The following is a 17,649-nucleotide window of genomic DNA, read 5'->3' on the forward strand; positions in this document are numbered from 1 at the left end:
CGGCGCCGTGCCCGCGACGACATGGCCCCCGCTGGTTCCCGGCCGGCTGCGTTCGGCTGCCGTGCTGGTCGGTACGGCCACCCATGTCGTGCCGGGCACCCTGCCGCCGCTCCCGCAGGCGGAAGCGAGTGTCGCTGCCCTGGCCGCCCGGCTCACCGGGCCGCTGGGCCTTCTCGATCCCAGCGCCGTTCACTGCCGGATCGACCCGCAGGTCCCCGCTGATGTGCTGAGGCTGCTCCCCGCCCCCGGCGGGGCAGCACTCGACCTGTGCCTTTTCTACTTCGCGGGACATGGAGTTCTCGGCGAGGACCAACGGCTGTGCCTGGCGCTGCCCGGTTCGGTGGACGACGAGAGGAGCGCGGAGCGCACCTCGCTGCCGGTCGCCGCCGTCTTCCAGGCGATGCGGCAGATACGGGCCGAGCACAAGGTCGCCATCATCGATTGCTGCTTCTCCGGCCGGGCCCTGGATGCCCCGGCGGCAGCCGACATCCATCTGCTGACCGCCGTGGGCCGCACAAGGAAGGCGCTGAGCCCCGAGCGCCAGGAGCTCACCGGATTCACCGGCGCTCTGCTGCGGCTGCTGGCCGAAGGCGTGCCCGACGGCCCGGAACACCTCGATCTCACCACGGTCTACCGGCACCTCGCCGTCACCCTCCCCGGCGCTCGTCTCCCGGCACCCCTGCAACGGGCCTTCGGCGCCAGCGGTGACCTCGCCGTGGCCCGCAACCCTGCGCACGGTACGTCCCGCACCCGTCAGGGACTGCTCGCACGCGCACGCTTCGCCGAACAGGTCAAGGCGCTAGGGCTGGCAGGGCGGCCGCGGCGCTCGGTGCAGGCGGCCCTCCTCTTCGAGGGCATCGCCTCCGACGCCGTACGGGAACTCGGCCCGACCCATTACGAGACCCTGCTCTACAGGCACGTACACGCCTCCGCGACAGGCGAATCCGGCAACCCGCGCCAGGCCTGCGCGCTGCTGGAGCGGACTGTCGCCGACTGGGAGACCGTCGCCCCTGCGGGCGATACGGGACTCGAAGCGGCGCGGGCCAGCCGCGACCACTGGCGAAGCCGTATCGCCTGACCGGGCGGCGGCAGCCCCGGATCCAGGAGACGCACCGCGTACCGGCGAATGAAGGACCTGAAGGACACATACATCACATGATCAGCGGGCAAACAGGGACACATGGGCATCCGGCGCGCGTCGGTGGATCGCCTTCTGGGCCGGCCATCGGGCCGTGGGCTGGTGGCGATCCCGCTCGTGCTGATCGTGCTGATCGTGCTGGCGGATCTCCGCACCGGCCCCAATGTCCATCTGGGCCCACTGCTGGTCATCGCCCCCGCTGTCACCGCCTCCTTCGCCAAGGCGCGGCTGACCGCTCTGATCGGGGTTCTGGCCGTGGCCGCCCAGGTATTCATCGCCGTCCTCGAGGGCAGCCTGACCTCCACCAACCACGTGGCGCAGATCATCGCCCTGACCCTGCTCTCCGCTGTGGTGGTCTTCCTCTGCCATGTGCAGGACCGGCGTGGCCGGGCGCTGAACCGGGCACGATCGGTGGCCGAGGTGGCGCAGCGGGTCCTGCTGCGGCCTCCGCCCCACCGGATCGGGGCGTTGCGGGTGGCCTGGCTGTATATGGCGGCCGAGGACGAGACCCAGATCGGGGGCGACCTGTTCGCGGTCGCCCGCGCCGACGGGCCCTGCACCCGGGTGCTCATCGGCGACGTCCGGGGCAAGGGCCTCGCGTCCATCGGCGAGGCGTCGGTGGTGCTGGGCGCGTTCCGCGAGGGCGCCCACCGGTGCGCCACGCTGCCCGAGCTCGTCAGCGCCGTCGAGGAGAGCGTCTACCGCGACCTGGAGGAGGTCGCCGACACCGAGCACGACCCCGGCGAACACTTCATCACCGCCGTCCTGATCGACATCCCCGACCACGCCCCGCAGGCAGAGATGATCAACCGCGGCCATCCGCCGCCCCTGCTGGTCCACGGCGAACAGGTCACCATCCTGCACACCCGCCGCTCCGCGCCCCCGCTGGGTGTGGGCGAGCTGCACGCCGCAAGCCCCCGCACCGACCCGTTCATCTTCGAGACCGGCGACATCCTGCTGCTCTACACCGACGGTGTCACCGAAGCCCGCTCACCGAGCGGAGTCTTCTACCCGCTCGCCGAGCGGGTCGCCTCCTTCCCCGCGTGCGGCCCCGACGCCCTGCTGTACCGCATCCACCGCGACCTGGTCACGCACGTCGGCGCGGCCCCCGCGGACGACGCCGCCCTTCTGGTCATCGAACGCACCAACTTCCCTCACCTCCTCCACTGGCCGCACGTCACGGCCCACCCGCTCAACGATCACCACCGGCTCCGCCCGGGCGGCGGAGCCTGAGAGGCGCGGCGAACCGGCGCGGCGGCCCGTCCCCCGGTTCCCGTTCCGGCCCGTGTCACTGGCCGGGGCGGCTACTGCTCACTGCGTACGTGGGGGCGGTCGGGCCGGATCGACCGGTAGCCGGGGTGCACTCCCGGGCTGAGTCCATGCTGCTCGGCCATCCGCCGGAGCAGCGCGCTCAGCTGCTGGTGCTCCTCCGGGGAGAGTGCCTGGCAGACCTGCTGCTCGTGAGCGGCACCCGCCTTGTGGAGCTCGGCCAGCAGGCTCTCGCCCTGTTCGGTCAGGTGCAGCGCGTACAAGCGCCGGTCGCTGGGATTCTTGCGGCGCTCGATCAGGCCGCGTTCCTCCAGTTCGTCGGCGAACGGAACGAATCGGCTCGGCGGCATCCCGAGGTCGTCCGCGAGTTCGCGCTGGCTGCGACCGGGGGTCCTGGCCAACAGGCGCAATAGCCCGGCCTGCGCGGGAGTCAGGTCGAGCCCGGCGATCCGTTCCGCGAACAGTTTGGCCGCATGCGCTCCGAGCTGGGCCAGCAGGAAGGCGGCGCCACCCTGGCGCCCGGGCCTCCCATCCTCACGATTGATACTCATGATGACATCATAGCCGCTTGACAATCGTTCCGACTTGTAATCATTATTTTGAGTAATCGACCGACCGAGGAGAAGCCATGACCACCACCCCGACGGCGCAACGTGCCGCGGTCACCGCGCACCGCCCGCAGTCCGGTCCGCCACTGCTGGCCCCCGTCCTGGCATTCGCCGTACTGACCGTCGCCTACGTCGTCGTCAACCGGTCCACCCCGCGCCCCGACGCCTCGGGCCTCGCGGTCCTGCACTACGCCCAGGCGCACGGCACCGCGATCAAAGTGGGCGCCTTCCTGTTGTCCGCCTCCGCGGTGCCGCTGGCGCTCTCGGCGGCGGTGCTCTACCGGCGGCTGCGGGCGCTGGGCATCACAGCGCCGGGCTCGGCGATCACCCTGGTCGGCGGAGTGCTGGCGTCCACCGCGCTGACCCTCAGCGCGATGTTCACCTGGAGCGGTGGCCGCCTGCCGGCGGACGCCGGCCCGGCGCTGGCCCGCGCACTGGCCGACCTGTCGTTCCTGTCCGGCGGCCCTGCCTACGCGGTGATGTTCGCCCTGCTCATCGCCGGAGTCTCGGTGCCGGGCCTGCTCGCCGGTCTGCTGCCGCGTGCCGTGACCTGGACCGGACTGGTGCTCGCCGCCGTCGGAATGCTCTCCACGCTCACTCTGCTGGCCTCCGGCTTCGGCTACCTCCTGCCGGTCGTCCGCTTCGGCGGCACCATCTGGCTGGTGTTCGTGGCCGCCCTGCTGCCGCGCACCCGCCCCTCACGTCACCCGTAAAAGCCGCCACGCCGCCGCATCGACGCCGACCGCCCGCACTCGAAGGAGCCACCTCACATGTCCAGCACCTACCCGGACCTGACCGGCAAGACCGTCGTCATCACCGGCGGATCGCGCGGCATCGGCGCGCAGACCGCACGGGCCTTCGCCGCCCAGGGCGCCAAGGTCTGCGTGGTCGGACGCGACCAGGGCGCCCTGGCCACGGTCGTCGCGGACATCACCGACAAGGACGGCGCCGCGATCGGCGCGGTCGCCGACGTCACCGACTCCGCTTCGCTGGACCGCATGCGCCGGCAGGTCGAGTCCCAGCTCGGCCCGGTCGACGTCCTCGCTGCCTTCGCCGGAGGCCAGGGCTTCCCCGTCCCCTCCCAGGACCTGACCGAAGAACGCTGGCGTCAGGTCATCGACTCCGATCTGACCTCGGCGTTCCTGACCATCCAGGCGTTCCTGCCGGGCATGCTCGAACGCGGCCGCGGCTCGGTCATCACCATGTCCTCGTCGGCCGGCCGCCAGCCCAGCCAGGCCAACCTCGCCTACGGCGTCGCCAACGCCGGGCTCGTCATGCTCACCCGCCATCTGGCCACCGAGATCGGGCCGCGCGGAATCCGCGTCAACTGCATCGCGCCGTCGTCCATCCGCACCGAAAACGTGCAGGCCCGCATGCCCGCCGATGTGCAGGAGAAGGTCGCCGCCACGCATCCGCTGGGCCGCATGGGAACCACCGACGACGTCGCCCGGACCGCACTGTTCCTCGCCTCCGACGCCGCCTCCTGGCTGACCGGACTCACCATCGACGTCGCCGGCGGTCGGATCACCCAGTAAGAGGCCGCGCGAATAGGTGGGGCGGCGTCGCGTGCCGAGCTGTGACATCAGCCGACTCCGTCGGCGGGGGCGTCTGGAAGTGTTGTCGTCGGTGTGGGTCAACGACTCTCCCCCAGACTCCGTCCGGGAGGTGCCCCCACCAAGCTCTCGGCTCCGCTCGAGCAGGGGGCACCCCCATCGCGTCGCCTCGCCCCCAGCCTTCGGCCGGGAGGTGCCCCCACCCCCAGCTACCTCCCCCAGCCTTCGGCCGGGAGGTGCCCCCAGGAGGTGCCCCCACCTCCGCCTTGCCAGACTTGCCCCTCGCCCCGCTCCTTCACCCGCCCCACCTATTCGCGCGGCCTCTAAGAACTCAGAGTTTGTGGAAAGACGGATCGTACTGCTCACCAAGGACGGCCCGGCCTATGGTGGCCAGCACGTGATCGTCGTTGTCATGGAGCTCGTACAGGGTCAGATCGCGCAGGATCCGCTCCACCGGGCTGGGGCGGATCAGGCTGCGGGCGCCGCACGCGCGGATGACGTGGTGCACCGTTTCCTCCGCCAGATGCTCGATCACATGCCAGGCCCGGTCGCCGGCGATCCGGGCCTCGTCGAGCCTGCGTTCGTCCCACAGACCGGCGACATGCCGCAGCCAAAGGCGGCCGGTTTCGACATTGACCGCCATGCTGCCCACCCGCTGCTGCACATAGGGGTCGCCGCCCTTGCCCTGCCGCTTCAGATACCCGAGCCCGTACTCGTAGGCGGCCAGGGCGGCGCCGAGGAAGCTGGCCGCGTACTGCGGGACGAAAGCGGTCTGCCAGTGCCCGTCGAAGTAGCTACCGGGACCGCCGATGAGACGCTCGCGCGGTATGAAGGTGTCGTCGAAACGCACCACGTGGCTGACCGTCGCGCGCATCCCGACCGGGTCCCACCACGAAGTGTCCACGGTCACGGTCGGGTCGGACAGGTCGCAGGCGAGCAGCAGGAGCCTCCCGTGGACCTCCCGGGTCTGGCGGGCTCCGCCGGGGCCGGCCGGATCGACGAGCAGGATCGCCCACTGTGCTCCGGTGGCGCTGGTGGCGAACGCCTTGCTGCCGCGGAGGGTCCAGCCGCCGTCGACAGGGGTCAGCGTGGTGCCGAAGCGAACGCTCTCGCCCGGCTTCGGGGTCTGGGGTTCGCCGCTCCAGGCGACCCATTTCTCCCCGTGTTCCACCACGCCGGTGAACCAGCGTCGCTTCTGCTCCGGGGCGGCCAGGGCGTCGATGAGGACGAGTGAGTTGGCGTGCCCCTCCCAGCAGCGGGCCAGCGACAGATCGGCCTTGGCCAGCGTGGTGGTCATCTCCCACAGGGGCAGGGTGTTGCGCTGCTGGGGGCCGTAGCCCAGGCCGCCGTACTCCCGGGGCACGGCGACGCCGAGGAAACCGCCGGAGAACAGATCGTCGAAGTCCTCGGCGGGGAAGGCGGCCCGGCGGTCGTAGTCCTCGGCGCGGGGGGCGAATTTGTCCGCGGCGAGCTTCGCCACGGCGCCGAGAACGGCCAGGTCGTCTCCGACCGCCAGCTCGGGGGCCGGGCCGGTGGCGTGGCGCAGGTCGTGGGTCATGTGGGGGTAGCCCCTTCCAAGCGGTAGAAGTGGGCGCGGTACATCACATTCGGTATCGGCGCGTCGGTTGAGTGGACGGTACGTACATCGATGGTCAGCAGGCCGCGGTTGAGGTAGCCGACGAGGATGGCCTGCCGGGAGCCGAGCGGGCCTTCGGCGAGGAAGGCCACGGCCTCGGTGGTGTCGATGTCATCGGCCAGCGGGACGGCGGGCAGGGTGGCGCCGGTGACGGGCGTCGCGGTCGGTTCGGGCGCCTCTTGTGAGGGCTCCGGGCCGCCGCGCTCGGTGATCCGCAGCATGAGCCGGCTGCCGTCGACCGCGGCATCGACCAGGTCGATGCCGGTGGCGGTGGTGTCGAAGTTGATCCAGCTGCCTGCCAGCGGCGCCGGATCGACCGTGTGTGTCGTCATGACCGCCCCTCCGCCCGGTGGAAGAACGAGCGGGCCCAGTGGTCGCCCCCGTTGCCGTCGCTGAAGACGCTGCACGTGGTGGTCACCAGGATGCCCGTCTTGTAGTAACCGCCTATGACGGTACGCAGCGAGCCGAAGTCGTAGACCGCCGAGAACGAGCAGGCGGCCGACGGTGTATCCGGCGGGGTGTACACGACCGCCGGCACCTGACCCCAGTCGCGCGGCTGCGGGCTACCGGTGCCGAAGGCCCTGACGAACAAGCCCTCTTCGTGCCATGTCACGCTCAGCCGGAGGGCGCCCTTCGAACTGCGCTGGTCGGTGTTGACCCAGTCGCCCAGCAGCGCCGAGACCTCTGGCGTGCCGGGCGGCCGCGGTGTGGCCGGTGCGGTGTGGGACGCCGAGCGGCTTGTCATGGTGCCTCCCTGCTCGTGGGTTGCCTCGGGGCCAGTCCCGCTGATTCGGTGCGGCGGTGGGCATCGGCCCGCCCGGCCGGGCGGGAGCAGAGGGAGTGCATGGACAGCGCCTCGGGCATCGGATGGCCTGTCAGGAGCCGGAACTGCTCGCGTACTTCGACGAAGAGGACGTCCCAGCCGTCGATGCCGATCAGTCCGCGGGCGCGGGTGGCGCCCATGAGCGCGCTCGGCGGTTCGCGGTAGGCCATCTCCAGCACCGCCGCGTCCGAGTCGGCGGCGGCAACCGGGAACGGCTCCCGTTCCACCAGGGGCGTGGCATGCGCGAGCACGGCGTACCCCGCCGGGGAGAACCGGGACAGCGGTACGTAGGGAAGCCCGAGCCGCGAGGAGGCCGCCAGGCCGTGCGCGATCCCTCGGTTGACCAGGGTGACCCGGGCTCCGGCCCGGCGCAGGGCCCAGGCGACGGCCCGTCCGGCGCCGCCGCAACCGATGACGGCGGCCCTGCGGCCGCTCGGATCGACTCCGGACCGGGCAAGGGTGTGCAGGGCGGCGACAGTGTCGGTGGTGGCCGCCCGCCAGCGCCCGGCGTCGAGCCACAGCAGGTTGGCCGCGCCGCACCCCAGCGCCTCCGGGTCGGCGATGTCGGCCGCTTCGAGCGCGCTCTCCTTGTGGGGGGCGGTCACGGTCAGCCCGCGCAGCGGCAGCCCGCCCAGCGACTCGAAGTCGAAGGCCCAGTGCCAGAAGCGGGAGAACAGCTCCACCTGGAAGGGCAGATAGAGCGCGGGCAGCCCCAGCTCCCGCAACGCCGCATTGTGCAGCCGGGGCGACAGCGACCGCCCCGGGGCACGCCCGGCAATGCCGAACAGACCGCTGAGCGGGGGCAGCGCGGGCAAGCCGTAGTCGCTCAGGAGCTGGCCCACGCTCGGCATTCCGTCCGCCCCCGGGGCGCCGGCCCGGCCGAAGACGACGGGTGCCCCCAGCCACGGCGCCAGCACCCGGGTCCAGGTGCCGGCCGGACCGGAGGCGAACGCCGTCACGTCGGTACGTCCGAGCCCGGTGAGCAGCAGCGGCGAGACCGATCCGTACTCCGCGCCCGACTGGGGCACGAGGAGGTACAGCGCCGCCGGTACTGCGGCCATCGCGGCGAACCGCTCCCGCAGTGCGCCTGAGGCCGCCAGCAGGCCGGCCCGGCAGCCGCGGTCGGCCCGCTCCGGGCGGGCGGGCGCGTGCCAGGAAATCCGCCGCTGCCGGGCGGGGATGCCCGCCAGCAGCTCCGGCACCACGTCGTCCATCGCCTCCAGATCGACCAGGTCGTAGTGGTCCGCCGCGCGCAGGAGCCGGGCGCGCCGTTCGACCGGGCCGGCAGCGGAGCGACCACCGTGTCGCGGTGAGCGCAGGCTGTAGGTAAGCGGCCCCTGGAAGTGCCGGCGCAGCCGGCGCGGATCGGGATCGCCGACCAGGTCGGCCCGGACCTCCAGCACGTCGGCCACCTCCGCTAGGCCGCGCAGGCGGGGCGTGGTGAGGTCCTCCGGTTCGGCGAGCACCGCCACCATTCGGGCTCGCCGCCGGACGGCGGCACCGTATCCGTTCGTCAGTCGCGCCACTGGACGTACTCCTCCAGACCGGCCCGCTGCGGGACGAACCGATTGACCGGGGCTGCCTCGTCCGCGTAGCCGACAGCCATGGTGCATACGACGAGCCGGTCGGCGTCGATTCCCAGCTTCAGGCGCAGCACATCCCCGTAACCGGCGACACTGAACTGCGGACAGCTGCTGAGGCCCCCGGCTACCAGTCCGAGCATGACGTTCTGCAGGAAGAGGCCCATCTCCAGGAAGGTGCCCGGCACCGCGTTCCCGGGCAGATGGCAGACCAGGACGGCCGGCGCCCCGTAGAAGCGCAGGTTGTCCCGGAAGTGCGCCCGTGCGGCGGCGGGGTCCGGGGCTGCGTAGCCCTTGGCCAGCAGCACTCCCGACACGGCCTGGCCGGCGCGGCGCTCGACGACGGCGTCGAGCGACGGCGGCCGGTTGGCGTAGTCCGGCCGGGGCGGATCACCGCGGTCGAACGCCGCGCACAGGGCATCCACCAGAGCCTCCAGGGCGCTGCCGGTCGCCACCGTCACCTGCCACATCTGGGTGTTGCGGCTCGAGGGCGCGTGGCCGGCGGCGAGGAATATCTCCGCCAGGGCATCCCGTGGTACCACCCGGTCCAGAAAGGCTCTCTTGCAGTGACGGGAGGTGATCAGGGACAGGCCGTCGCGTAGCCCGGGTGTCATCGGTCACTCACACCCTCGTCCGGTAGCGAGGCCACGAGGCCGTCGGGGCCGACGAGCTCGCACAGTCGGACGCGGACGGACCGCTGGATGTGCCGGGCGCACCGGCGGTACACCTCCGGAGACTGCCCCTCCGGATTGGGGATGTCACCGCGCGGGTCCAGACAGAGGGTACGGCCCTCGGCTTCGGGCGCCATGGCGATCACCCTGTCGCGATGGGCTCGGGTCATGCAGTAGATGACGAAACTGACCCGGCACACTTCCGGGGTCACCGGGCGCGCGCGGTGACGGCGGGGATTTCCCCGGCCCAGCACCCGCTGCAGTCCGAGTTCAGCGATCGCGGACCGGGCGTCGGGCGCCATCGGGCTCGCAGGCTGCGTCGTCGCGACACCCGCACTGGAGAACCGGAACATCGTTACGACTCCGGCCTCCGCGGCCTGCGCCCACGCGATGACCTCCGCCATGGGCGAACGGGAGGTGTTCCCACCGCAGACGAACAGCACCCGGCATGCCGCGCCGGTGCCGCGGGTTCGCCACCAGAGGACGGCCGACGGGTAGGACAGCGCCGCCGCCGCGCCCACGCCGAACACGAGCGCGATGAGCTGGCTGCTCCCCGGAGCTTTGAGTCCGGCCAGCCACATGAGCGCGTAGGAGGCGACCAGGCCGGACATCAGGCTTGCGAACGCCCAGGCCGGCACACCCCAGGTGTACTCACGCCGGTCGAGGTAGATCAGCGAAGCGAAGATGAACAGCACCTCGTACACCACCCCTATCCCCGCTGCCCCCAACGCGGCAGGGGTAGCGAGGAACGTGGTGAAGCCCGCGCGCAGCTGCGGTTGTCCGGCCAGCGCCCCTGCCGCCAGCAGCAGAGCCAGCCAGACCGGTGCGGCGGCATGCTCCTCCACGAAGAAGCGGCGGTCCGTTGCGACCACCCCGTTCTTGGCCACCCGGCTCATGATTTCGAACCGGCCCAGGTAGCCGACGAGGTAGGTGAGGACGCTCAGCACGGCGGCCAGCGTGAGGTGGTAGCTGTTCACATCGCCGAGAGCCACCGAAACCGCTATCAGGCTGAGGCACAATCCCACCCAGGAAGATGTCATCACCCGCCGCTTGCGGGCCATGTCGATCAACGGGGAGAGGACCAGAACTCCCCCCCGCATCAACAACAGCATAAAGAGGATCGAGACGCCGGAAAACGTGTAATTCATCGTGGTGGCGCCAATGATGAACGAAGTGAAGAAGCCAGCCGCCAGCGTCTCCCGCCCCAGCACCGGAATCCGGCGCCCGCCGATCTCACTCCGCCGCATGTGCCGCCACCGCCCCGTCAGGCCCAGGAAGACGGCCATCGCGGCGAGCTGCCCGAGGGCGGCCGCGGGCAGCAGCTCGTAGCCGTTGACCGGCTGGGGCGCCAGCGGAGTCACTCCGCTGGCCAGTGCCTTCACCAGCATGGCGTAGGGAATGTACGACACGAAGTAACCGAAGGTGAGCCAGCCCATATGCAGAACCCATTACTGGTCGAACGTCAAGGTTTTACGCCGCGAGTCCGGGATCGACACGGACCGCGGCGCGCAGATAGAATCGCGCATTCGAGTCCCCACTGTTGAAGGGCTTTTTATGGGATGCGCCGCGAACGATGAGTGCGCACATCCAGCGGCCCGGCAATGTTTCCGAGCCTTCTACTATTGAGTCACGTGCGCTATCCAAAAAGGCTACCGCCCATACGCATGTTCGGCCACCGCATGCGGTGCGCGCACGGGGTGCGCACGCAGGCCGCGTAAGCCATCGTGGAATGACCCGGCCGGCTCCGCTTCCAGCGCCTCGGGCACCGCACCGGGCGACGTCACCCGTCCCAGAAAGGCACCCGATGACGGATCTGAAGGACGTGGGCCGGATCGCCGCAGCCGACCACAACTTGGCGGTCGTGGCGACAACCCGCGCCGACGGCTCGGTCCAGGCGTCGGTGGTCAACGCCGGGATCACCGACCACCCGGTGACCGGCGAGCCGGTTCTCGCCTTCGTCACCTACGGCCGCATCAAACTCGCGAATCTACGGGCCCGACCGCGTGCCACCCTCACCTTCCGCGCCGGGTGGACCTGGGCCACCATCGAGGGCCGCGCCGAGATCGCGGGCCCCGACGACGCCTTCGACGACCTCGATGACGAGCGTCTCCGCCTGCTGCTGCGCAAGATCTTCACCGCCGCGGGCGGCGGTCACGACGACTGGGCGGCGTACGACCGCGCGATGGCCGAAGAGCGCCGCGCCGCCGTCTTCATCCACCCCGAGCGCGTCTACGGCAACTGACGCCGGCACGGCGGGCACGGCGCCCGCGGCACGACGTCGCGGCGACACCCGCGCCGCCGCGACAGATCCGCGACAGAACAAGGACAGCGAGGAGCACACACATGGCTGATCGCACCGCACCCCCGACCGTGGACCTGCCCGCCCTCAAGCAGCGCCTGGGCCGCACAGGCGTATGGCTCTCATCGCTGTCCACGGTGCCGGCGGAGGAGGAGCGGCGCGCCGTCGCCGCCATCGAGGAACTCGGTTACGGGACACTGTGGTTCGGCGAGACCCCCGCCGGAAAGGAAGCGCTGACGCATGCGGCCGTCCTGCTGTCCGCAAGCCGGCACCTCATGATCGCCACCGGCATCGCCAACGTCTACGGACGCGACGCGACCGCCGCGGCCAACGGCGCCAACACACTCTCCGAAGCGTGGCAGAGCCGTTTCGTGCTGGGCCTCGGCGTCAGCCACCGTCCGTTGGTGAGCAGCCGCGGCCACACCTACGACAAGCCGGTATCAACCATGCGGGCCTACCTCGACGCCATGGACGCGACCCCCTTTTCCGTGCCGTTGCCCGAACCGGTGCCGCGCGTGCTCGCCGCGCTGCGCCCCAAGATGCTGGAGCTCGCCGCGACGCGGGCCCAGGGGGCCCACCCCTACTTCGTCACGCCCGAACACACCCGCAGGGCCCGCGAGACCCTCGGCCCCGATCCCCTCCTGGCCCCCGAGCAGGCCGTGGTGGTCGACACCGACCCCGAGCGGGCACGGGCCACCGCCCGCGGATACGCGGCCGTCTACCTGAATCTGCCCAACTACGTGAACAACTTGCGCGAGCTGGGCTTCTCCGACTCCGACTTCGAAAACGGAGGCAGCGACGCGCTCATCGACGCGGTCATCCCCTGGGGCGACCCGGACACACTGGGTGAGCACGTCCGGGCGCACTACCGGGCCGGTGCCGACCATGTCGCCGTGCAACCCATCGCGGAGACACTCGACCGGCAACTGGAGGACCTGCGCCAGCTGGCTTCCGTCCTGGCCCGCTGACCCCGGCCCCGCCCTCCTGCCGCCGGTGGCCGGACCGGTGCTCAATTGCACGAGAGCAACTTGCCGCCCCGGCGTGATGGTTCGGAACCCGCCCTTCACCCTTGCGCGCCCTTCCACGGCCTGGGTGCAGATGGACACGCACATTCACCCAGGGAGCAAGCCCGCCGCAAGATCGCCATCCCGGAGCCCGAAGCCCCCACCGGAGGCCCCCGCCGGAGGCTGGTTTGTGCACGTCGCAGCCCGAGAAGGCGGCGGTAACGGCATCACCCGGCGCAACCATGATCCGCAGCCAGTCGACTGTGAAGACAATCACTTGAGACCTGGATCATATTAACCGCATTGGAGCATTTGGCATAGTTCACGTAGTTCCACGTAGTTCCGTCTACGAACGGGCGTCTACGAACCGTCTCCACCTAAGGGCAAAAAAACATGGGTGTACAGGTCCAGGGGCCCGCCGCAATCCGCAGCACCACCGTTCGATCGCTCAGGCAGGTGATCGCCCCCAAACGGCTCTGCCGGCATATGCAGGATGAGGGCCGGCCGTTCGAGCTGGCACTCCTCACCCCGCTGCTGGTGATCGCGCTGGTCACGGTGGTGGACATCTTCACCCCCCATCTGCAGTTCTACCGATTGCTCGGGGCGGCGCCGGCGCTGGCCGCCGCCATGTTCTGCGTGGTCGGCACTCTGGGTATCGGGCTGCTTGCCCTGACGGTCGGCGTCGCCCTGTCCGCCGTCCATCACGACCTGGGCCAGACACCGTCCGGTTTCACTCTGCTCGCGATCACGGCCATCACCCTGGCCGCCACCTATGCCAGCCGGGTACGGCAGCACCGGGAGCACACCCTCGCCGAGGTCCGCGCCGTGGCGGAGACCGCGCAGCGGGTGCTACTACGGCCGCTCCCGCAACACCTCGAGCACATCGACGTCGAGGTGCTCTACCAGGCTGCCGCCGCGCAGGCCCGCATCGGCGGCGACTTCTACGAGGCGATGCAGACCCCGCACGGAGTGCGGCTGATCATCGGTGACGTGCGCGGCAAGGGACTTCCGGCTGTCGAGGTCGCCGCGGCCATGCTCAGCACGTTCCGGGTGCACGTGCATGGCGCGCCCGACCTGCCGTCCCTGGCAGGCCAGCTGGAGACCGTCATGGGCCAGTACTGCCGGACCGTCCCCGACGACTCGCTGGAGCGCTTCGTCACCGCCGTGCTCGTCGAGATCCCCGCCGACGACCCCATCGCGCGCCTGGTCAACTGCGGGCACCCCGCGCCACTGCTGCTGCACGGCGACGAAGTGCGCGAGGTGGAGCCGAGCGCACCGTCACCACCCATCAACATGGCCGACCTGCTCGGCCACCAGTACCACGTCGACACCATTCCCTTCACCACCGGCGACCGCCTGCTGCTCTACACCGACGGCGTCAGCGAGACCCGCGACCGTACCGGCACCTTCTACCCCCTCGCCCAGCGCATCCGCCGGTGGGCCTCCGCCTCCCCCCGCCAGCTCCTGGACCAGCTCCACCAGGACCTGCGCGCCTACGTCGACGGCACCCGCGACGACGACCTCGCAGCCCTGGCCGCCCACCGCGTCACACCGTGCGACCAGGAAACGGCGGAACTAGATCGCGCTGTCCCCGTACAGCGCGGCCACTGACCGGGACGTTCGGCCTGTTCAGGCGTTGAGCCCTTTGTCGGGTTCGAACCGATGACATCCGCAACTCACCGGCGCACGGGCGGAAGCTGCTGTTCGCAGAGCTCGATCCCGAGATCCCCGAGATCGTTGCCATCGCTGCCAGAGGCTCCAGGGTGGTGGCCTATACAGCCGAACTTGATGTCCCGCGCCATACCTCGAAGTTCCTCGCCCACCTACTCACCGCCCACCGCCGGCGTTTGCGCACCCCGCGTGGCTCACGCGCGCTGGGCCCATTCCGCCAGGCCACCGGGTACCGACGGCAACGACCTGTGGTCCAGCCAGAACCACAAGAAGTTCGGTTGCCGCTCGTAGCACTAATGGACCTCTTTTGGATGGTTTCAGGCGTTAATCACTCGATAGGGGATTTATGTAGTGCGGCCGCGATGGAAGGGCAGGCTCTCCTCCGGGGGCAGTAGCCCGTCCTTGTGGAGTCCGGACAGCAGCCGGCCGGGAGATGCGGGGGACGCAGTGACGGAAGTCAGCGACGGTGCGGGAGGCAGCCGTGAGCGCGAGGCTGTGCTGGTTGTTGCCGGGGTGGCCGACCTGGCGCTCAGCGGTATCGGGGCGGCCTTTCGGGGAGTGCGAGGGCTGTTGAGGCGGTCGGACTTGGCCGAGCTGGCTCAGGACGGGCAGGAGGAGATGAAGGCGCGGGGGCGGCTGGCACTTCAACGGTATGCCTGCGTGCCCGAGCCTCATCTGGAGTTGCTTGCCCGACGGGTCGCCGCTCGCCCCGGGCAGGGCGATGCTTGAGGCAGGAGAGCACGTCGCGCTCCGAGCGCGGGTGGACGAGGCGCTGCAGGTGTTCGCACGGCAGGAGATGGAGCAGCTCGTCGCCATCGATGCGGATCTGCTGCCGGTCGCCGAGCAGTTGGCGGCGGCGGTGGCCGGAGGCAAGCGACTGCGTGCGGCCTTCTGTTATTGGGGGTGGCGGGCGGCCGGGCAGCCGGACAGTGATGCGCTGGTCAGGGCCGCCGCCGCCATGGAGCTGGTCCACGCTGCGGCCGTCGTTCACGACGATCTCATTGACGAGAGCCCGGTGCGGCACGGCGTGCCCAGCACACATATTGCCCTGCGCGCGGCCTTCGGCGGCCGTGCGAGCCCTGGGGCCGGTGCCCGGGCTCTGGCCCTGCTGGTCGGTGACTTGCTGATGTCGTGGGCCGGGCAGCTGTTCACCTCCTGCGGCCTGCCGGCGGCGTATCTGGCCCGGGCCCGCGTCCTGTGGGTGGTCATGGCCAGGGAGCTGATCGCCGGAGAGTGCCTGGAGATCCTGCGCACCGGGGCACGGCCGGATACGGGCAGCTCGCTGCAGGTGGTCCGGTACAAGACAGCGAAGTACACCGTCGAGCACCCGCTGCATATCGGTGGCGCGCTGGCCGGTGCTCCGCGCCCACTGATGGAAGCCTTCACCGCCTACGGGCTGCCGCTGGGCGAGGCATTCCAGCTGCGCGACGACCTGCTCGGACTCTTCGGCGACCCGGAACGTACCGGCAAGTCGAACCTGGACGACATCTGTGGCAACCGGCCCACCCCGCTGCTCGCGGTGACCTGGTCGGCTGCCACCGCGGCCGAGCGCAGGGAGCTGCGCGGCCTGCTCGGCCGGCGCGGCCTGGGCGGCGACGGCCTGCTGCGGGTACGGGAGATCATGCGGCGCACCCAAGCGCCCGCCCATATCGAGGAGATGATCACCCAGCGCGTGCAGGCCGCAACCACGGCCCTCGCGCACGCGGATCTGCCGGCCTGCGCGGCTCGCGCCCTGTCCCAGCTGGTGACCTCGGCCACCGCCCGTCAGTCCTGACCCGCCGAAAGGACCCCATGTCCTACACCGACCAGTCCATGAACGCTCTGCGGCTCATGGGGGACGAACTCGCCGACCAGACAGTGGCCACGATGTTCGAGCGTGGGCAGATCGGCAAGTTCAACACGCTCATGCGCCACTTCTCCACCGCCGGCCAGGACCTCCCCGACGGGCTGCCCGACGTGGCCCGCGAGTACCTGCACGCCACCAGCACACCACCGTCATGGGTGGACTGGGGCGAGATGGAAAAGGCCCGGCTGTTCTTCATCGACAACAATGTGCATATCTCCACCGCCCTGTCCTTCGCGGCGATGCCCGCCTGCTACGTCATCCCGCACGTGGCCAGACTGCTCAGCGCCACCCACTCCCTGGAGTACCCCTCGCGGCGGATGGCCGAGACCGGGCAGTTCACCGTCTACCTGATGCAGCCCGACGCGTTCGAAGCAGGCAGCCGGTTCATCCCCGCCGCGCAGAAGGTGCGTCTGCTGCACGCTTCCATCCGTCATCACCTGCGCCGCGAGGGCCGCTGGGACGTGGCCGGGCTCGGCACGCCGATCTGCCAGGAGGACATGATCGGCGCCCAGGTGCTGTTTTCGCTCCAGGTCCTGGACGCACTGCACCGCCTGGGCATCCACATGTCGGTCGACGGCGCGGAGTCCTACTTCTACGCCTGGCGCGTCGTTGCCGCGATGCTCGGCGTCAGTCTCGACCACGCTCCGGCCGATCTGGACAGCGCGCGGCAGTTCTCCGACCTGTACATGACCCGGCACATGGGACCCTCCGAAGAAGGAGCACGGCTGACCCGCCAGCTCATCGACCTCTATGAGGAGGTCGTCCCCGGAACCCTTCTCGACCCGCTGGTGGCCGCTCTGGTCCGCTATCTCATCGGTGACACCTGCGCGGACTGGCTCCAGGTACCCCGAACCGCATGGGACACAGCCGTCAAAGCCGCCCCCGCCCTCCTCGGGATCCTCGAACGCATCGAAGACAGCTCCCCTCTGGGAGCCTGGGCCCTGGACCGCCTCGGCCAGCTCACCACCGTCCTCGAACTCAGCTCCCTCACCCGCGGCCGGGTCATGCAGTACGCCATCCCCGAACAGCTCAAGAGCCAGTACGGCGTCACCTCCACCAGCCCCCGAACCAACCGCTGGACCCCACCACCGCTGACCGCCCAAGCCTGAACCACCCGCCCCTTCAGCGTCAGCGGGCGGATTCTCACGCAAAATCCGGCACGGGACGGCCATAGCCCCGCTCTGCTCGGACGACGGCGTGGGCGGAGGAAGCGAAATGTCCCTCGCCGACACGGCCGACGTGTACGCGGGGGGAGGCGAGTGCGAGGAGATTCTCGTCCGGGTCCTGGGCTCCCGCCGCCGGCTGCCGCTTGAGGCATGAGAACCTGCGCGGGCTCGGCCACGGCCCTGGTCATCGACATCGGCGGCGAGCCGGCCGGCTGGCTCGCTCCTCATGAAGCGTGGCTTGCGGCGCGTTGTCCACCGCGCCGCGAGGCGGGTCAGCGGCATGGAGCCGCTGTCCCGCCTCGCCTGTCTGTTGGACCTGTTGGGCCTGTGGGCCCGGTGGGCCCTGCGGCTGCGGTCAGCCGCCGATGGGGCGACGCGGCGTGTG

At 70.5% G+C, this 17,649-nt stretch carries 16 protein-coding genes; 9 read left to right on the forward strand and 7 right to left on the reverse strand.

Annotation, left to right across the window (positions count from 1 at the left end; genetic code table 11):
• Positions 1–7: 7 nt before the first annotated feature.
• Positions 8–1,078 (forward strand): caspase, EACC1-associated type, encoded by a 1,071-nt coding sequence (locus FCI23_RS29065; protein WP_136726907.1) that lies wholly within the window; start codon positions 8–10, stop codon positions 1,076–1,078.
• Between the two features lie 162 nt (positions 1,079–1,240).
• Entirely contained in the window at positions 1,241–2,371 is a 1,131-nt protein-coding gene (locus FCI23_RS29070; protein WP_246144131.1) for a PP2C family protein-serine/threonine phosphatase, read from the forward strand.
• 71 nt (positions 2,372–2,442) lie between these two features.
• Here FCI23_RS29070 and FCI23_RS29075 read toward each other — a convergent pair whose 3' ends face one another.
• Positions 2,443–2,958, reverse strand: a complete 516-nt coding sequence (locus tag FCI23_RS29075; RefSeq protein WP_136726909.1) for a MarR family winged helix-turn-helix transcriptional regulator — start codon at positions 2,956–2,958, stop codon at positions 2,443–2,445.
• A gap of 77 nt (positions 2,959–3,035) precedes the next feature.
• Between FCI23_RS29075 and FCI23_RS29080 the strand changes: the two genes are divergently transcribed.
• Positions 3,036–3,728 (forward strand): DUF4386 domain-containing protein, encoded by a 693-nt coding sequence (locus tag FCI23_RS29080; RefSeq protein ID WP_136726910.1) that lies wholly within the window; start codon positions 3,036–3,038, stop codon positions 3,726–3,728.
• Positions 3,729–3,785: 57 nt separating this feature from the next.
• Positions 3,786–4,550, forward strand: a complete 765-nt coding sequence (locus FCI23_RS29085) for an SDR family NAD(P)-dependent oxidoreductase (protein WP_136726911.1) — start codon at positions 3,786–3,788, stop codon at positions 4,548–4,550.
• A gap of 349 nt (positions 4,551–4,899) precedes the next feature.
• Here the strand turns inward: FCI23_RS29085 and FCI23_RS29090 are convergent, their stop codons facing one another.
• Genes FCI23_RS29090 through FCI23_RS29115 form a run of 6 tightly spaced genes read right to left on the reverse strand, consistent with a single transcriptional unit; the run spans position 4,900 to position 10,714 of the window.
• Positions 4,900–6,126, reverse strand: a complete 1,227-nt coding sequence (locus tag FCI23_RS29090) for an acyl-CoA dehydrogenase family protein (RefSeq protein WP_136726912.1) — start codon at positions 6,124–6,126, stop codon at positions 4,900–4,902.
• Positions 6,123–6,536, reverse strand: a complete 414-nt coding sequence (locus FCI23_RS29095; RefSeq protein ID WP_136726913.1) for a hypothetical protein — start codon at positions 6,534–6,536, stop codon at positions 6,123–6,125. The genes FCI23_RS29090 and FCI23_RS29095 overlap by 4 nt, the downstream gene beginning before the upstream one ends.
• Positions 6,533–6,949, reverse strand: a complete 417-nt coding sequence (locus FCI23_RS29100) for a hypothetical protein (RefSeq protein WP_136726914.1) — start codon at positions 6,947–6,949, stop codon at positions 6,533–6,535. The genes FCI23_RS29095 and FCI23_RS29100 overlap by 4 nt, the downstream gene beginning before the upstream one ends.
• A complete protein-coding gene (locus tag FCI23_RS29105) occupies positions 6,946–8,553 on the reverse strand; it encodes a type I 3-dehydroquinate dehydratase (RefSeq protein WP_169316976.1) in 1,608 nt (535 codons plus the stop codon). The genes FCI23_RS29100 and FCI23_RS29105 overlap by 4 nt, the downstream gene beginning before the upstream one ends.
• Entirely contained in the window at positions 8,541–9,221 is a 681-nt protein-coding gene (locus FCI23_RS29110; protein ID WP_136726916.1) for a nitroreductase, read from the reverse strand. Before FCI23_RS29110 ends, FCI23_RS29105 begins: the two co-directional genes overlap by 13 nt.
• Positions 9,218–10,714, reverse strand: coding sequence for an arsenate reductase/protein-tyrosine-phosphatase family protein (locus FCI23_RS29115; protein WP_136726917.1), 1,497 nt, complete (start codon positions 10,712–10,714; stop codon positions 9,218–9,220). Before FCI23_RS29115 ends, FCI23_RS29110 begins: the two co-directional genes overlap by 4 nt.
• A 368-nt stretch (positions 10,715–11,082) precedes the next feature.
• On the opposite strand from FCI23_RS29115, the gene FCI23_RS29120 reads away from it, so the two are divergent.
• From FCI23_RS29120 to FCI23_RS29145, 5 genes are all read left to right on the forward strand, one after another.
• Positions 11,083–11,520 carry a TIGR03618 family F420-dependent PPOX class oxidoreductase gene (locus FCI23_RS29120; protein ID WP_136726918.1) on the forward strand — a complete coding sequence of 146 codons (438 nt, stop codon included), beginning with the start codon at positions 11,083–11,085 and terminating at the stop codon, positions 11,518–11,520.
• A gap of 101 nt (positions 11,521–11,621) precedes the next feature.
• Positions 11,622–12,545 carry a TIGR03620 family F420-dependent LLM class oxidoreductase gene (locus FCI23_RS29125; RefSeq protein ID WP_136726919.1) on the forward strand — a complete coding sequence of 308 codons (924 nt, stop codon included), beginning with the start codon at positions 11,622–11,624 and terminating at the stop codon, positions 12,543–12,545.
• 429 nt (positions 12,546–12,974) lie between these two features.
• On the forward strand, positions 12,975–14,192 hold the full coding sequence (locus tag FCI23_RS29130; RefSeq protein WP_246144133.1) for a PP2C family protein-serine/threonine phosphatase: 1,218 nt from the start codon (positions 12,975–12,977) through the stop codon (positions 14,190–14,192).
• Between the two features lie 781 nt (positions 14,193–14,973).
• A complete protein-coding gene (locus FCI23_RS29140) occupies positions 14,974–16,026 on the forward strand; it encodes a polyprenyl synthetase family protein (protein ID WP_136726921.1) in 1,053 nt (350 codons plus the stop codon).
• A gap of 17 nt (positions 16,027–16,043) precedes the next feature.
• A complete protein-coding gene (locus FCI23_RS29145) occupies positions 16,044–17,207 on the forward strand; it encodes an oxygenase MpaB family protein (protein WP_136726922.1) in 1,164 nt (387 codons plus the stop codon).
• Positions 17,208–17,649: the final 442 nt, after the last annotated feature.

Origin of the sequence: Actinacidiphila oryziradicis (assembly GCF_005047355.1) — a bacterium.
GTDB classification, from domain to species: domain Bacteria; phylum Actinomycetota; class Actinomycetes; order Streptomycetales; family Streptomycetaceae; genus Actinacidiphila; species Actinacidiphila oryziradicis.

What these genes read in the sequence shown, in the direction of transcription:
- FCI23_RS29075 (WP_136726909.1), bottom strand. Translation starts at nt 2,958, where the DNA reads ATGAGTATCAATCGTGAGGATGGGAGGCCCGGGCGCCAGGGTGGCGCC.
- FCI23_RS29120 (WP_136726918.1), top strand. Translation starts at nt 11,083, where the DNA reads ATGACGGATCTGAAGGACGTGGGCCGGATCGCCGCAGCCGACCACAAC.
- FCI23_RS29125 (WP_136726919.1), top strand. Translation starts at nt 11,622, where the DNA reads ATGGCTGATCGCACCGCACCCCCGACCGTGGACCTGCCCGCCCTCAAG.
- FCI23_RS29080 (WP_136726910.1), top strand. Translation starts at nt 3,036, where the DNA reads ATGACCACCACCCCGACGGCGCAACGTGCCGCGGTCACCGCGCACCGC.
- FCI23_RS29090 (WP_136726912.1), bottom strand. Translation starts at nt 6,126, where the DNA reads ATGACCCACGACCTGCGCCACGCCACCGGCCCGGCCCCCGAGCTGGCG.
- FCI23_RS29140 (WP_136726921.1), top strand. Translation starts at nt 14,974, where the DNA reads ATGCTTGAGGCAGGAGAGCACGTCGCGCTCCGAGCGCGGGTGGACGAG.
- FCI23_RS29145 (WP_136726922.1), top strand. Translation starts at nt 16,044, where the DNA reads ATGTCCTACACCGACCAGTCCATGAACGCTCTGCGGCTCATGGGGGAC.
- FCI23_RS29110 (WP_136726916.1), bottom strand. Translation starts at nt 9,221, where the DNA reads ATGACACCCGGGCTACGCGACGGCCTGTCCCTGATCACCTCCCGTCAC.
- FCI23_RS29115 (WP_136726917.1), bottom strand. Translation starts at nt 10,714, where the DNA reads ATGGGCTGGCTCACCTTCGGTTACTTCGTGTCGTACATTCCCTACGCC.
- FCI23_RS29095 (WP_136726913.1), bottom strand. Translation starts at nt 6,536, where the DNA reads ATGACGACACACACGGTCGATCCGGCGCCGCTGGCAGGCAGCTGGATC.
- FCI23_RS29085 (WP_136726911.1), top strand. Translation starts at nt 3,786, where the DNA reads ATGTCCAGCACCTACCCGGACCTGACCGGCAAGACCGTCGTCATCACC.
- FCI23_RS29100 (WP_136726914.1), bottom strand. Translation starts at nt 6,949, where the DNA reads ATGACAAGCCGCTCGGCGTCCCACACCGCACCGGCCACACCGCGGCCG.
- FCI23_RS29130 (WP_246144133.1), top strand. Translation starts at nt 12,975, where the DNA reads ATGGGTGTACAGGTCCAGGGGCCCGCCGCAATCCGCAGCACCACCGTT.